Origin of the sequence: Stieleria neptunia, from assembly GCF_007754155.1 — a bacterium.
In the GTDB taxonomy this organism is placed as follows: Bacteria; Planctomycetota; Planctomycetia; order Pirellulales; family Pirellulaceae; genus Stieleria; species Stieleria neptunia.
On sequence record NZ_CP037423.1, the window covers coordinates 7,763,525 to 7,777,094 of the forward strand.

Consider the following 13,570-nt stretch of genomic DNA (forward strand, 5'->3'; position numbering starts at 1 on the left):
CCACAGAAGCGACTTGTTGGAAATGAAGAAAACCCGCTTCTGACGATTTTTCCTGGCGTGCGGCGGGAATTTTCCCGGGCTGTTTCCAATTAATCGACAAGCCCATTTTTGTCGGGTTATACTCGGGGCTTCATCGAGACACGCCGGCGGGAAATTTTTTGGCTCCGCTAGCAAAAGCTTTGTCGCAGCTCCCCAGGATTTATTGCACATGTCGTCATACGAGCACGAACCGCTTTCGCCCGTTTTCCGCATCGACGTGACTGCCGAGTCAGACAGCGAGCCTCGAAAATCCAAGGATCAGGTGGTGGTCGATTTGTTGCGTCATTTGGTTGCCGGTCAGCAGCAACAGAATCAACTGCTGGAGCGATTGATTCAGCAGAACAACGCGATGAACGAGCAGCGTGCCAGTGAATTGCAACAGTGGAAGGAAGCCAACCCTCGGCTGGCCCGTTCCTGTCGCGCCGCGGCGGAGACGCTGAGCCGGGTGCAAACGCAGTTTTTGGACAATTTGACCGAAGAGATCTGCGACAGCGAAGACGGCTTGGAAGAGAGCGAATTCATGCTCAACGAGTTCGTCGACCGATTTGGCCCCCGTTTGGCCCATCTCAACGGCGTCCTGCAAGTCCTCGCGCAACTGGGCAACGGCGAACCCGCCCAAGTCAGCTAAGCGGAGCAGCCTCCAGTTTGCCATCTTAAAGTGGGGTAAGCCCCCTGCTCGCCATCGTAAAGTGGGGTAAGCATGCTGCTTGCCATCGCAAAGTGGGGTAAGCATCCTGCTTGCCACCGGGTTCGCCCGCGAACCCCCAGCCGCCCCCGGCACGCGAGTTCGGCGATCAACCACTCGGGCGCAAAACGCGCCCACAGCTATTGCCCGGCCAAGATCCAACCACTGGCCCGTCGGCGGAGAATTTCGCTGAAAAGGTGTCCGGCGAAAAAAAGCTCGTCGAGTGAACCTTTCGCCGGAGCGAGAACTCCGTTATCTTGCCGCCACAATCGCCGATCGGGGCGTAGCTCAGCCTGGTAGAGCGTCTGGTTTGGGACCAGAAGGTCGCACGTTCAAATCGTGTCGCCCCGACTGTTACAAAAGACTTCTTTTTCTTATAGCCGAAACCGCGATTTTGGGTTCCGCTTGATGGTCAAGCGTGCGGCGTTTCCACCGGAGCCAAAACGGTACATACCGTTTTGGCATTCAGGAGACCCATCGCATGCCCAAGTTGACTACATCGCATCCCAAGTACCGTAAGCATCGAGCGAGCGGACAAGCCGTCGTCACACTCGACGGACGTGACTTCTATCTCGGCCCCCACGGCACCCGAGCCAGCAGGCTGGAGTTTGACCGGCTGATCTTGGAGTACTTGGCGAACGACCGTTCGCTCCCGCGCGAAGACGAGACGTCCCTCACAGTCGCGCAGGTCCTCAACAAATACCGCAAGTACGCCGAGCGGTACTACAAGAAGAATGGCACTCCGACGAGCGAGTCGTACGCGATCAAAACGATCATCCGTCCGATCCGGCAACTCTACGGGACAAAGCCCGCCTCGGAATTTGGCCCCCTGGCGCTCAAGGCGATTCGGGAATCTTGGATCCAAGCCGGCCACGCACGAGGAACGATCAACAAGAACGTCCAGCGGATCGTTCGCATGTTCCGCTGGGCAGCATCCGAAGAATTGATCCCAGTCGCAATCCCGCAGGCGCTCTCAACCGTGGAGGGACTCAAACGGGGCCGCACGGAGGCTCGTGAGACCAATCCAGTTCTGCCCATCGACCTGTCAACGGTCGAAACGACGATGGAGCATCTCTGTGACGTCGTCCGCGACATGATTCGAGTTCAATTGCTGACCGGAATGCGCCCCGCGGAGGTTTGTTCGCTTCGTCCAATCGACATCGACCGCTCGGGAGATGTCTGGGAGTATCGGCCGGAAGGACACAAGACGGAACACCATGGACGTGACCGCACCGTCTACATTGGCCCCGAAGGCCAAGCCATCCTGACGCCCTATCTTCTCCGGTCCGAGAACGCCCATTGTTTCTCGCCACGCGAAGCGGTCAAGCAGCAGCAAGGGGCCCAACACGCGGCGAGAGTGACGCCGCTTCACCACGGCAGCCGACCGGGTTTCTGCCACGCGGGTTTGGCCGGAAAAAAGGCGAAACGGCCACCGGGAACGCGCTACACAAGCGACAGTTACCGTCGCGCAATTCATCGTGCCTGTGACGTCGCATTCCCTCCCGGCACACCGCTTGACGGTGACGCACTGAAGATCTGGCAGTCAGAACATCGATGGTCGCCGAATCGATTGCGGCACACCCGCGGGACGGAGGTCCGAAAGCAATTTGGCCTGGAGGCGGCTCAGGTCATTCTCGGTCATTCCGTCGCGAATGTGACCGAAATTTACGCGGAGCGTGACGCCGAAAAGGCCCGTGACGTTGCCCGCAAAACGGGATAGATTGAAGGTGTCAATGGCGACGGCTGTTGACACACAAAACAATCGCCGCGCGACGGTGCGGCCGATTGGGTATCGCGCGCCGACGGTGGTTTCTCTTTGCACCACCGCCGGCCGTGATGCCACTTAAGCAAAGGGACGAGAGGATGGACGAGGATTTTGCGGTTGCCGCGATCGGCATCTACCGCACGATGGCAACGCTGGAACATTGCAAGTACATCGTTGACACTCAGTGTGATGTCAGTCCCCAAGAGATGGGGCATCTGCTTCGGCAATTCGGGGAGCTCAGTGAACATGTCGCTGAGCTCAATTATTGGCATCAAGACACCAAGCGAATCCTCGAATTTGCTCGTGCCGCAAGACTAGTCGGTCTACATCAGCGATTGCCGACGCACGCAAGTTCAGCGACCTCCTATGCGTTCGAGCTTGGCACAGAAGCACTCTCAACTGCTTCCTTCTGGTTTTTCCACAACGAACCAGAAAAGTTATCGGAGGCCCTGGTCTACCCAGTGAAGGGACTGCTCAAACGGGCCTCTGAAAACGATCGCGACTGGAGGCGAAAGTTTGAGGAGACGTTCCAGACTGGCTGCGATCTCTGGGAACAATCGGCTCAGCGCGCCGAATCCGATCAGCAGTTTGCCAAACAAGTGGAGTTCCAGGCTCACTATGCGCTAAAATCCAGTTTGGAAACCGAATTCCCATACCACGAGTTGGAATCCCACGTGTTGAGTGAATTCGCCGAATTCGCAGAGCAAAACAGAATTGGGGAGCAATGGTTTCGCAGGCTTGTCGATTTCATGGGCCGCGAGCAAGTCACGGGCCGCGAGCAAACCGAGTCGCGCTCGATCATCGACGAAGAGTTCAAAACCAGGCCACTGTCAAAGGTGGCAGCCGCACGCTACCTGGGACGGTATGGAGATGGCTCAAGATGGCTTAGCAACTGCATCAAAGACGGAACGATCGTCTGCGAAAAGCTCTCCCGGCAGCAATTCGTCTTTGACATCAGGCAGTTTCCTGCGAAATCGCACCCATTCATCGCTCCTCGTCCGAGTGGCGAGTAAAGGAAAAAGGGGGGGGCGATTCGGTCAACTCATACCAACTCAGGCACAATTTGAGCCAACTCAGGCCAACTCAGGCATGTTTTCACCAAAACTCAGGTCAACTCGGAATTCCTTATTGAATCTCTCTTAGCCTGAATCGCGTTGGCAATCCCGTCATCGCGATGAGACGCAAAGACTCGCGCGATGGCACCCACCATTACGCGAGTTTTGTTAGTTATGGAACGAAGAGAGATGTCAGGCCAAGGTCTAGACGATCCGCTCCGGATGATCCGCGTCTCTGCGGCAGCCAAGGTCGTGGAAAAAATCACTGGGGAGCGGCCGCACGTGGCAACCCTCCATCGATGGGCGTCGCGCGGACTCAAGGGCGTCCGACTTCGCACGGCCTATGCCGGCGGGCACCGTCGGACAACTGAGAAATGGATCCGTGAATTCTTTGAAGCGGTCACCGCATCCGCTAACGGCGGGAGAAAACCAAAGCGTCTCGATCAAGACGCTGCGTCGCGTGCCAATGATGAATTGGCGGCGGCCGGCTACTGATTGCTGACGACGATTTGTGATTGCCCTCCGGCGATCGGTACTCCTTCCCAAAAAGAAAGCCCCGCGCCGACAAGTATCGGTCGGCGGGGGCACTGGTCGAAAGTTTGGCGACTGGACCAGTATCAACGAGGTTCATTGATGATACAGAATCAGGATGTTGTGACAAGGCAAAACAGCCTTCGCTCAAAATCGCACGAAGTGCGCAGAGCAGCTCCCGGCGAGCCCGGAACACTCGGGGAAATGTTGGCCTGCATCGTTCTTTCGATCGAATACGGCGAACGAACCGAAACTTCGGCAGCCCAGCAGTGGGAAAATGCCAGACACGTTGTGTTGGGTAGAGCCGATGCCCGGAATGATAAGTCCGGTCGAGGGGCCATTTCGAGGTAAGCAATGAATGGATTCATCAAGCTGCATCGCAAGATTCTTCATAGTGACGTCGCCGCCGACGAAGGGACGTTTCATACGTTTGCCATGATCATCATGACCTGCAATTGGAAACGGGCTCGCTTCAAGGGCAGGGAGATCCTGCCCGGCCAAATCGTTTTTGCCTGGCGCACTCTGCCGGAACGCCTCCAGGGTGCGATGCCGAAACCTGTCGCAATCGGAACGCTACGAAAACGCGTCGGCGAATTGGTCCAGATCGGTGCGGTCGAAGTCGAGTCGACTTCAAAGTACTCCATTCTGACCGTCGTGAACTGGGAAAAGTACCAGGGCAGCGTGTCAAAATTTGATACGCAGGACCCTTTCAGCGTGTCAGAAATTGACACGCCGAGTGACACGCTCGCTGACACGCTGATTGACACGGATAGAAGAAGCAAAACAAAGAAGGAAAAGCATGTCGACGATTCCACCGTCAACAAGGAGAAGACTCTCGACAAAGAACTTGCAAGTTGGATGTTTCGCGAAGTTCAACGTGTTGTGCCCAAGGCGAAAGCACCGAACCTTGAGACGTGGATCAATGACATCCGCTTGATGCGAGAACGTGACGGTCACACTCGCGACGAAATCCGGGCTGTCTTTCGGTGGGCCAACGCAGATTCGTTCTGGTCGAAGAACATCCTCTGTCCTGGCAAACTTCGAAAACAATTTCCCCAGTTGCACGCAAGGATGGGCGGTGGAAAAACATTGGCCCCCACGCCGAGGAACGACCTTGCAGCCGAGGCCCGTCGCCGTCGAGCTGAGAAGAAAGCGAAACACGGGGCCGGGCGGGAGGCGGTCGCATGAATAGAATCCAAAAACACTCCGCGGAAATCGAACGCTCGCTCTTTGCCGGTGTGCTGATCGATCCTTCCATGCTGGATCGAGTTTGCGAGCTGACCACCGGTGCCCAATTCACCCATTCGGTTCTCGGACAGGCGTTCGACCTCGTAGCCGACCGGTATGCGGCTCGACTACCGGTCAATGACATCACCGTTCTGGTTCCGGAATTCCGAAAAGCGGGCATTCTCGAGGCGTTGGGCGGCAGCGCAGGGCTCGCCAAGTTGGCGACGGAAGCTCCGACGGCGGCACACGTGATCTATCATGCCGGCGAAGTCAATCGACTGTTCAGGCTCCGCAGAATTGCGGCATTCGTGAGTGAGGTTGGTGACCAAGTCGATGACCCGGCAGCCGACCCCGACGAACTCATCTCCAAGATCGAAGCCAAATCGATCGACGTCACCGCCCAGGGCCGCGACGAAGTTGTCTCGCTATCCGAAATGATGACCCACCTGGCCGACAAGTTGGATGCGGATCGGGCCCAGGGAACGATCTCGGGCGTTCCCACGGGATTCGAGTCGGTGGACGAAACCACCGGCGGAATGTTCGCCGGCGATTCCATTGTCTTGGCGGCGCGAACGTCGATCGGAAAGACTGCGATGGGGATGCAAATTGCGATGAACGCCGCAACATCTGGACAAGTCGTCTTGGTCTTGTCCCTCGAGATGAAGGAGTTGCAGCTTGCCCAACGGATCGCCGCGGGGCAGGTGGGCGTTTCCTTGGTTGACCAACGCACGGGAAACCACACCTGCCAAGACAGCGAGCGAATTCGTGATTTCGCTCGCACCCACCGCGAAACCCGGCTCCTGATCAAGCCGGCTCGCAGGGCCACGGTAGCGCAAATCGGTGGATACGCTCGATCGGTGAAGGCGACCAGCGGATTGGACCTGATCGTCATCGATTACCTGCAGCTGATTGGGCCACGCGATCGCAAGCCGAACCGAACGGAGCAAGTGACTGAAATCAGCAATGAGATCAAGACGCTGGCGACCGAGCTGGACATCCCGATCCTGTCCCTTGCACAACTAAACCGGCAGGGCGAAGGCGAGGAGCCAAAGTTGTCACACCTCCGAGAATCCGGTGCGATCGAGCAAGATGCCGACGGCGTCTGGTTTCTGCATCGCCAACGCGACTCAGCCGAAACACAGTTCATCATCGAGAAGAATCGCCAGGGACCGCGCGGCGTCGTCCCGATGGTGTTTGACGCAAATCGATGCGAGTTCCACGAACCGGTGATTACGGAACATCCCAATTTCCACACCGAGTTTGAGGCATACGCAACAAGCTAAGATGTAACCCTCCCGTGTGGAGGAGGTTCGAGCGAAGCGAGGAGCCTACGCAACAAGTTCAGAAGTAACCCTCCCGTGTGCGGGAGGGTCGAGCGAAGCGAGGGGAGGGTTCCCGGCGCTGATGAACCATCGATTTCCAACAACGTTGGCATCGCACCAGCCCTCCCCGCTCCGAACGCAAACTCCTCCGCGACCATCCCAGAGGGTGAATCCAACTTCCTTGATGAACGCACCGCTTAACTTGATGCGAAGGGAGAAACGAGAATCGACACCCCTCTTTCCAGAGCGCCATTTCGCGTCGCACGTAAAACGGATCGAAGCACCGACACAAACGAAAAAAATATGAAATGTTGATGCCATGAAGCTCTGTGCGTTCGCTCGCCTGCAATTCGCATCAATAGACACGCGAAATCACGCGGTCTGAAATTCTGCTACACCGCACCCCTGATAGGGGGCGGATTTTCGGCCCGACTGCGCGCGGATCTCCCCCGCAAGATTCGCGCGAAAGTTTTTCAAAATCCCCGCGATTCGTTGACGATGCCCGCGAATTGTCCACGTCGATCGATGTGGGATAGGCTTCCAGCCTGTCGACGCTGGAATGACAGGCTGGAAGCATATCCCACTGGTTTACCGCGCAGTGTGGGAGGCGCTCGCGCAGAATCGCGAGAATCGGCCGCTAACGGCCGCGGCGATAGATGGGGCGGATGCATCGGGAGCGCATAGAAAAACGGGGGAGCGTAGCCGATACGCTCCCCCGTCAACGAAACGAGGGGGCGCATCGGCAACCGATCCAATCGGACCGGAAACCAACACGCCCCCAAGCGCTTGGGGTCTCCCCTATGGTTTGAAGCTAGCCGCTATTCCTCTTCGTCGTCGCCCTCCCGGTAGTTTCCGTTGATTGCGTCGTCTACGTCGCGCTCGAGCTCTTCGGCTACTTCACGCGTTTCCGGCATCGTTTCGGGCGCGTCAATGATGTGGCGCAAGAATACCGAAACGCGTTGCAGTAGATCTTTCATTGTTCTCCCTTGAATGCGAAACCGTTGACGCGGGCGCGCGACTTGGCCGCGTTGGTCCCTTTCAACCGCAAACCAACGACCACGCCGCGGCCGTCGATTGACGGAATTCGGATATCGTGTTTGTCCCCGTCGATCACCGGCCATTGTCGGCCGTGAATACGGACCGATTCGGGCAAGTCGCCGACGCGGCCGGATTGCGGATGATAATCGACGTCGAACACTTGGGCCACATTCCCGCCGCGGCGCAAGAAGCTTGCGATGGTGGCGGGGTGGTGCTTTTCATGCCGGCTAAACGTCAACGCGTAGTTCGCGGGGAGCTCCCCCGCCAAGTAATCGCGGAAGCGCGAGCGTATTTTCGTGTAATCGTAGAATTGCACGGTCGGCCATCGTTCAATCAGGTCAAACCATTCTAGATCACTCGCGACGTTCAACCGGACCGCCGGTTTGACGCGTTTACGCTCCGCCAATCGCACGAGATTGACGATATCGCGGTTCAATTGGTCGATGAACGATCGGCGATGGCCGAACAACCATTGCGTGTCGCGCAGCGCCGAATGTCGAGACGTCGACGAGACGCGCAACCCGGCAAACCAGAGGACGCATGACGCGGCGCAACCATTCGACGCGCCGGCGCAAACGTTGTGCCCGGACAGATTGTGCGGCGCGAGTGTGAGCCCGGCTGACAGGTAGGGCAAACCGGCTAGCTTTTCAAGCTTGGCATTGGTGCGTAACAACATTAGGCGGCCTCCCGAATGCTGGTTGCGCTTGCGCCACCGATCACAATGTGATCGAGAACGTTGATACCCAACATTTTGCCGCATTCGGTCAAACGGTCCGTCACGGCCCGATCTTCCCGGCTAGGCGTGGTATCTCCCGATGGGTGATTGTGAACCAGAATGATGGCCGAAGCGCTCGCAGCGATGGCCGCGCGGAACACTTCCCGCGGGTGCACCAATGACGCGTCAAGAGTGCCACGCGTCACGCGTACCAATCCGGTCGGCCGGTGTTTCGTGTCGAGAGTGACAATCGCGAATTCCTCGCAATCGCAACGGTCCGCGAAGTAGTCGCGCAGCAATGCCGGCAGGGTATCGCATGCGATACGCGTCGACGTGATCGGCGTTTCATAGCGGCCGGATCCCTCTTGAATTTTGGCCAAACGCGTTTCAAACACGGGCAGGGCATCGGTTTGCTTGTCGCGTTGTTTGCGTAGTTCGACGTTCAAGAGGACGTTGCGCCGATTCCATGCGGCATAGCCGCGGATCCGGGACGCGTTGTTGGCCGGGGGCGCTTCGGTGATTGTGGGGAGCTCCCCCGTCGCATTTTGGTAGGCGATTCGGAACAACGTCGCGTCGTTGTCCTCTTCCAAGTACACAATCGAGTCACGCGTGTAACTGAATTGCGTGATTGAGTCTTCCAGCCTAAGCGCCACAATGTCGGCCATCGGGACGCGTAGCCACGCGTGGGACGGGTCGGAAAAGAATCGGTAGCGGCGCTTCAAAAGACGCTTTCGGGTATCATCGTTCACGGTTTGCACTCCTCGAAAGTGCGGACAAGTCACCCGGCTAGCGTTGCACCGCTGCCGGGTGGCGTTTCTTGACACGCCGCGCGGCGTGTTTCCGCGGGCATCATCGGCCGATTCTGGCCCCCGTCAACAACGCCCCGGACCGCGTAAAACGCGACGAATCCCAAGCAATGCCGGCCATTCCCACCAAGCAAACGACGGGTCCTTCCGAGGGGGCGGAGGCCGCCATCGCGGGTTCCGCCTCGAACACCTCTCGCTGGCAGGTGCGAAAAAAATCATCACCACCACCACCACCACCTTTTCGGATACGTAACGGCGTGAACGCTTGTGCCACGAAACACATTGCCTGAGACGCTGCGGTGTGCCCCCACTGCGCACGTGGAAACCGCCAGCACGACGTTCCATTCAAGTTGCGTGCAGCCGGAACATTCGAGGATGCTAGAATTTGCGAGCGGAATGAATTACCAACGAGTTTCCGCACTGGGCAAAATGACAATTCGAACGGTGATCGTCTCATTCCATGGGATACGCAACAACCTTATTCGCTGTCTCCATCGATGAATTGCGGTCTGCGGTGGGATCCCAAGACCAGCACCTCATCAACCGAATGCGTTCCGAAACAGCAGACGAAGGCCGAATCGCTCCGGATGCTGGTCCGCGAGTGAAACTCTGTCAGAACGGCGAGATTTATTTCAACGGAGTCTTGGTGACCTGGGACGAATTCATTCGCCAACTCGGTGACCCAATGTGGGATGGCACGGAACTGCACGAATACACCGAGTCATTCGAGGTGGACGGCGATCGATAAGCCGTGATGCTCGGAGGAAAAGTTTCGAAGCTTTTGAAATAAACCAGCGACCGGGCGCAACGTATCACTGTGCCGAGTAGGACTGCGCAAAGTATTCAGTGCTTTGCAAAAAAGTCGCGAACCCATTCGATGGATGTGTCTCTTACTCTCAGAACACAACAACAAAACGCCCGACAAGCGAGAGCAGAAAGTTCCATGTTATCGAAATTCCAATCAAGTCGACTCGAACAGATACACGAAGGCAATCTCTTCGGCGGGCAGCCGTTGAATGATCAGCCCATCGCGTATCGTTTGCGCATGTGACATCTGCTTCTATTGAAGCGCCTTTCCACAAGGCCCGATGTCACGCAGACATCGGGCCTTTTTTCGTACCCGGATCGAACGGGTGACGCCAAAAACGACCCAGAGATGGGCGGGTAGCACTTTGGAAGTTTGAAGTTGGAAGAGTGAAGTTTGAAAGGAGAGAAGCGATGCGAAGCATCCGTCAGACAAACCTAAAGCCTAAACGCCTAATACCTAAAAACCTACTTCGGGGTTGTGGTGTAACTGGCAGCATGACGGACTTTTAATCTGTTCGGTGAGGGTTCAACTCCCTCCGGCCCCATCGCTACCTCGGCGTGTAGCTCAGGGGTGAGAGCGGCGTCCTTATAAGGCGACGGTCGCGGGTTCAATTCCCGCCACGCCGACTGAAACGGAACAACGACTACGAAACAATTTTGGGATTGTGGCAGACAAGGTAATGCGTCGGTCTCTTAAACCGAATCATGTGAGTTCGATTCTCACCGGTCCCACCTTTCGGAAGTTTGAAGTACGAAGTGAGAAGTTTGAAGGCTGCCGAGCGCGGTATTTTCACACTTCACTCTTCTCACTTCAAACTTCAACAGATCTTTGACAATTTGGTTGTGATGCAAACGCGCCCATGGTGTAGTGGTAACCCATCTGCTTGCCATGCAGAAAATGCGAGTTCGATTCTCGCTGGGCGCTCTTGTAGAAGGGGAGATGGGGAGTGAAAGAGTTTGGGAGAGATGCGATGGTACCCGCTCCCATTCTCTCCCACTCCCATTCTCCCTATCTCAAACTCCGGTGTGGCCCAATCGGTAGGGCGGCTCCCTGTTAAGGAGACGAGTGATGGTTCGAGCCCATCCACCGGAGCTGCAAGGAAGTTGGAAGGATGAAGTTTGAAGTTAGAAACGAGGAGACTTGTCGTGACACTCGGGTGTTGGCTAACGGTAAGCCAGCTGCCTTTGAAGCAGTGGTATGCAGGTTCGAATCCTGCCACCCGTGCTTTTCAAACTTCACCCTTCCAACTTCAAACTTCCAAACACCGAGGCGGCAACTGCTGGTCGTTGCACCTGGATCTGAACCAGGCAAACACAGGTTCGATTCCTGTCCTCGGCGCTCAATGAAGAATTGCGGGTATAGCTTGGAGTAAGCGGTGTGGTTTGGGACCACGCATGGACAGTGTGCGACTCACTGATACCCGACTGTGGCCAGATCTGGTGCTGGTTTCCAGAGACTCACTGTGAATGAGTTTGTCGCCGGTTCAATTCCGGTTGGTCACCTCAGTCGCTTCGTCCCAGTCGTCAGTTTTAAAAAAGCTGACGGCGAGCATCGGAGCAAGCATTTGCCGCTGGTGAGGCCACCTGGTGGTGGTACCTGATTGTCGATCAGGTCGCGGCGAGTTCGATCCTCGTTACCAGCGCTTTTGTTTTGCCGCATTCGACTACTGGCTAGGTCGGCTGCTTCTCAGGCAGCAGGAAGGAGATCGAAACTCCTATGCGGTACTCGGTCGGCGACAAAGTCGGCTTGTCAAAACGGCGTGGTAGATTCTGATGGCAGAATCGTCTGGTTTTCATCCAGGAGTCCGCGGGTTCGATTCCCGCTCACGTCACTTGCTTCGCGTTTATCGCGCGGCACTTTCGGAAGTCACCCGGCCGGATGAGGACACTGTTTTGAAAACAGCTGCGGTCAAAAACCGTTGTGGGTTCGAGTCCCACGGCTTCCGCTTTGAATGAATGCTCGGGAGCGTTTCCACACGGGAGACTGTAAATCTCCTGCCATCAATTGTGTGGTAGTCGGCGAGAGGTGCGATTCCTTGCGTTCCCACTTCACTCACACGTCCTTGGTGTAACGGTAGCACTGCTGATTCCAAACCAGTAAGTCAGGGTTCAAATCCTTGGGGACGTGCTATGAAGTTTAAAGTCCTGTGGTCCAACGGCTACGACACCTGTTTCACATGCAAGAAACGATGGTTCGATTCCATCCGGGACTACTTGCATGCCTAGATACGCCAATCGGCAGAGCGGTCCGGCTTAAACCCGGATGTTTGCAGGTTCGACCCCTGCTCTGGGCACTTGAGGAAGATTGAAGAGTGAAAGGTGAAAGGTGAAGTTAAAAAAAAACTCCGAACCCGTTTCACACTTCACCTTTCTAACTTCACAGTTCATCTGGGGTGCTCGTCCAACGGGAAGACGTCTGTTTTGCAAGCAGAAAATCGGGGTTCGATTCCCCGGTGCTCCACTCGCTTTCGAGAAACGCTGAGGTAGGCCATCGGCGAGCCGCCTGTCTTAGGAACAGGTGCTTGCGGGTTCGACTCCCGCCCTCAGTACTTTGAAGTGGGATAGGCTTCTAGCTTGTCATGTCCGTTTCGACAGGCTGGAAGCCTCTCCCACAAATCGGCGCGGTACGCAAACTGGCAAAGCGGCGAATTTCAAACGTTCGTGATTTTAAGGGTTCGACTCCCTTCCTCGCTACTTCGAAAAAACCACACCAACACACAGCCAAGTGGTGGAATTGGTAGACACGCGACACTCAGAATGTCGTGCCCACATGCGGCGTGCGAGTTCAACTCTCGCCTTGGCTACTTCTCCAAAGTGAAACAATGATGCGGGTGAGCCAGGCTCATCCGGGCCTCATAAGCCTGGACCGTCGGGTGCGACCCCCGAACCCGCTACTTGAATGTGACAACAGCGCGGATGGGCCAGTGCTCAACCAGGTTTCATATGCCAGGACCGCCGGGTGCGACACCCGGATCCGCTACTTACGTGGCGTGAGGTTTAAGCTTGCAATGTTGAATTGACAAGCTGGAAGCTCATTCCCTGATCCGGCCGGGTACGCAAACTGGCAAAGCGGTCGCGTCGAGAGCGCGGCGATTTTGTGGGTTCAACTCCCACCTCGGTCACTGATCGAAATGGCGAAATATGATCGCGTGGTCCAGCGGCTAAGACGCCTGCGTGACAAGCAGGAAATCGATGGCGTTCGGAAGTTTGAAGTAAGAAGTTTGAAGTGTGAAACTACTCGCGGTTCTTCTTGCAGATCGTGGTCAGAATCGCGACTAACTCGTTCGCTTCTTGCGTGATTGGCTCGAGACGCGCCGCGGGCACAACCTCGGCGGCGGCGAGAAGGCGTAGCCAATAGTGGGTCTCTCGGGCCTCTTTTAACGCCAGCGAATACTTGTGAATGAAGTCCTTCTTGCTCTCGCTTGCCTGACCTTCCTCAACATGCGAGCCGATTGCAGTCCCTGAGCGAAGCACCTGTTTCATCAATGTGCTGGAGACGATGCCTTCACTTTCAAGAAACTGACAAAGTCGAACAATTCGTTCAGCAAAGGGTGCATTCCCATTTAGTTGACGCAAAAAT

Annotated in this window: 11 protein-coding genes and 19 tRNA genes; 26 read left to right on the forward strand and 4 right to left on the reverse strand. The window is 56.3% G+C overall.

All coding sequences use genetic code 11. The annotated features are described in order from the left end of the window. Positions 1–208 precede the first annotated feature (208 nt). From Enr13x_RS26975 to Enr13x_RS27005, 7 genes are all read left to right on the forward strand, one after another. Positions 209–667, forward strand: a complete 459-nt coding sequence (locus tag Enr13x_RS26975) for a hypothetical protein (protein ID WP_145390028.1) — start codon at positions 209–211, stop codon at positions 665–667. Positions 668–1,001: 334 nt separating this feature from the next. Continuing rightward, positions 1,002–1,075 (forward strand) — tRNA-Pro (locus Enr13x_RS26980). Positions 1,076–1,205: 130 nt separating this feature from the next. Continuing rightward, a complete protein-coding gene (locus Enr13x_RS26985) occupies positions 1,206–2,444 on the forward strand; it encodes a tyrosine-type recombinase/integrase (RefSeq protein ID WP_145390029.1) in 1,239 nt (412 codons plus the stop codon). 65 nt (positions 2,445–2,509) lie between these two features. Next, positions 2,510–3,502, forward strand: coding sequence for a hypothetical protein (locus Enr13x_RS26990; RefSeq protein ID WP_145390030.1), 993 nt, complete (start codon positions 2,510–2,512; stop codon positions 3,500–3,502). Between the two features lie 264 nt (positions 3,503–3,766). Continuing rightward, a complete protein-coding gene (locus Enr13x_RS26995; RefSeq protein WP_197455381.1) occupies positions 3,767–4,039 on the forward strand; it encodes a DUF1580 domain-containing protein in 273 nt (90 codons plus the stop codon). Positions 4,040–4,429: 390 nt separating this feature from the next. Further along, entirely contained in the window at positions 4,430–5,263 is an 834-nt protein-coding gene (locus Enr13x_RS27000; protein WP_145390032.1) for a hypothetical protein, read from the forward strand. Then, the gene (locus Enr13x_RS27005) at positions 5,260–6,585 is read left to right on the forward strand and encodes a replicative DNA helicase (RefSeq protein ID WP_145390033.1); all 1,326 of its coding nucleotides are present in this window, start codon (positions 5,260–5,262) and stop codon (positions 6,583–6,585) included. Before Enr13x_RS27000 ends, Enr13x_RS27005 begins: the two co-directional genes overlap by 4 nt. Positions 6,586–7,442: 857 nt before the next feature. On the opposite strand, the gene Enr13x_RS38265 is transcribed toward Enr13x_RS27005, so the two are convergent. From Enr13x_RS38265 to Enr13x_RS27015, 3 genes are read right to left on the reverse strand one after another with little or no spacing between them, the layout of a single operon-like run. Then, a complete protein-coding gene (locus tag Enr13x_RS38265; protein WP_197455382.1) occupies positions 7,443–7,601 on the reverse strand; it encodes a hypothetical protein in 159 nt (52 codons plus the stop codon). After that, entirely contained in the window at positions 7,598–8,338 is a 741-nt protein-coding gene (locus Enr13x_RS27010; RefSeq protein WP_145390034.1) for a GP88 family protein, read from the reverse strand. Before Enr13x_RS27010 ends, Enr13x_RS38265 begins: the two co-directional genes overlap by 4 nt. After that, on the reverse strand, positions 8,338–9,126 hold the full coding sequence (locus Enr13x_RS27015) for a JAB domain-containing protein (protein WP_231743810.1): 789 nt from the start codon (positions 9,124–9,126) through the stop codon (positions 8,338–8,340). The genes Enr13x_RS27010 and Enr13x_RS27015 overlap by 1 nt, the downstream gene beginning before the upstream one ends. Before the next feature lie 604 nt (positions 9,127–9,730). On the opposite strand from Enr13x_RS27015, the gene Enr13x_RS27020 reads away from it, so the two are divergent. The 19 genes from Enr13x_RS27020 (at position 9,731) to Enr13x_RS27095 (ending at position 13,112) form a co-directional block, all read left to right on the forward strand. After that, entirely contained in the window at positions 9,731–9,931 is a 201-nt protein-coding gene (locus tag Enr13x_RS27020) for a hypothetical protein (protein ID WP_145390035.1), read from the forward strand. Between the two features lie 531 nt (positions 9,932–10,462). After that, a tRNA-Lys gene (locus tag Enr13x_RS27025) sits at positions 10,463–10,535 on the forward strand. Between the two features lie 9 nt (positions 10,536–10,544). Next, positions 10,545–10,617: transfer RNA gene (locus tag Enr13x_RS27030), tRNA-Ile, on the forward strand. 32 nt (positions 10,618–10,649) lie between these two features. Beyond that, positions 10,650–10,722, forward strand: a tRNA-Lys gene (locus tag Enr13x_RS27035). Positions 10,723–10,844: 122 nt separating this feature from the next. Next, positions 10,845–10,915, forward strand: a tRNA-Gly gene (locus Enr13x_RS27040). Positions 10,916–11,010: 95 nt separating this feature from the next. Further along, positions 11,011–11,083, forward strand: a tRNA-Asn gene (locus Enr13x_RS27045). Positions 11,084–11,144: 61 nt separating this feature from the next. Beyond that, positions 11,145–11,215: transfer RNA gene (locus Enr13x_RS27050), tRNA-Gln, on the forward strand. A gap of 202 nt (positions 11,216–11,417) precedes the next feature. Then, positions 11,418–11,493 (forward strand) — tRNA-His (locus Enr13x_RS38270). 67 nt (positions 11,494–11,560) lie between these two features. Beyond that, positions 11,561–11,633: transfer RNA gene (locus Enr13x_RS38275), tRNA-Asp, on the forward strand. A 114-nt stretch (positions 11,634–11,747) separates the two neighbouring features. Then, positions 11,748–11,822: transfer RNA gene (locus tag Enr13x_RS27055), tRNA-Glu, on the forward strand. Between the two features lie 30 nt (positions 11,823–11,852). Then, positions 11,853–11,936: transfer RNA gene (locus Enr13x_RS38280), tRNA-Ser, on the forward strand. 111 nt (positions 11,937–12,047) lie between these two features. Beyond that, positions 12,048–12,118 (forward strand) — tRNA-Trp (locus tag Enr13x_RS27060). A 13-nt stretch (positions 12,119–12,131) separates the two neighbouring features. Then, a tRNA-Val gene (locus Enr13x_RS27065) sits at positions 12,132–12,203 on the forward strand. 7 nt (positions 12,204–12,210) lie between these two features. Beyond that, positions 12,211–12,284 (forward strand) — tRNA-Leu (locus tag Enr13x_RS27070). A gap of 96 nt (positions 12,285–12,380) precedes the next feature. Beyond that, positions 12,381–12,451: transfer RNA gene (locus Enr13x_RS27075), tRNA-Ala, on the forward strand. A 16-nt stretch (positions 12,452–12,467) separates the two neighbouring features. Further along, positions 12,468–12,539, forward strand: a tRNA-Leu gene (locus Enr13x_RS27080). A gap of 69 nt (positions 12,540–12,608) precedes the next feature. Further along, a tRNA-Leu gene (locus Enr13x_RS27085) sits at positions 12,609–12,684 on the forward strand. 25 nt (positions 12,685–12,709) lie between these two features. Then, a tRNA-Leu gene (locus tag Enr13x_RS27090) sits at positions 12,710–12,794 on the forward strand. A 242-nt stretch (positions 12,795–13,036) separates the two neighbouring features. Continuing rightward, positions 13,037–13,112 (forward strand) — tRNA-Leu (locus Enr13x_RS27095). A 112-nt stretch (positions 13,113–13,224) separates the two neighbouring features. On the opposite strand, the gene Enr13x_RS27100 is transcribed toward Enr13x_RS27095, so the two are convergent. Continuing rightward, positions 13,225–13,566 carry a four helix bundle protein gene (locus tag Enr13x_RS27100; RefSeq protein ID WP_145390036.1) on the reverse strand — a complete coding sequence of 114 codons (342 nt, stop codon included), beginning with the start codon at positions 13,564–13,566 and terminating at the stop codon, positions 13,225–13,227. Between the last annotated feature and the right edge of the window lie 4 nt (positions 13,567–13,570).

What these genes read in the sequence shown, in the direction of transcription:
- Enr13x_RS38265 (WP_197455382.1), bottom strand. Translation starts at nt 7,601, where the DNA reads ATGAAAGATCTACTGCAACGCGTTTCGGTATTCTTGCGCCACATCATT.
- Enr13x_RS27010 (WP_145390034.1), bottom strand. Translation starts at nt 8,338, where the DNA reads ATGTTGTTACGCACCAATGCCAAGCTTGAAAAGCTAGCCGGTTTGCCC.
- Enr13x_RS26975 (WP_145390028.1), top strand. Translation starts at nt 209, where the DNA reads ATGTCGTCATACGAGCACGAACCGCTTTCGCCCGTTTTCCGCATCGAC.
- Enr13x_RS27000 (WP_145390032.1), top strand. Translation starts at nt 4,430, where the DNA reads ATGAATGGATTCATCAAGCTGCATCGCAAGATTCTTCATAGTGACGTC.
- Enr13x_RS27020 (WP_145390035.1), top strand. Translation starts at nt 9,731, where the DNA reads ATGCGTTCCGAAACAGCAGACGAAGGCCGAATCGCTCCGGATGCTGGT.
- Enr13x_RS26985 (WP_145390029.1), top strand. Translation starts at nt 1,206, where the DNA reads ATGCCCAAGTTGACTACATCGCATCCCAAGTACCGTAAGCATCGAGCG.
- Enr13x_RS26995 (WP_197455381.1), top strand. Translation starts at nt 3,767, where the DNA reads ATGATCCGCGTCTCTGCGGCAGCCAAGGTCGTGGAAAAAATCACTGGG.
- Enr13x_RS27005 (WP_145390033.1), top strand. Translation starts at nt 5,260, where the DNA reads ATGAATAGAATCCAAAAACACTCCGCGGAAATCGAACGCTCGCTCTTT.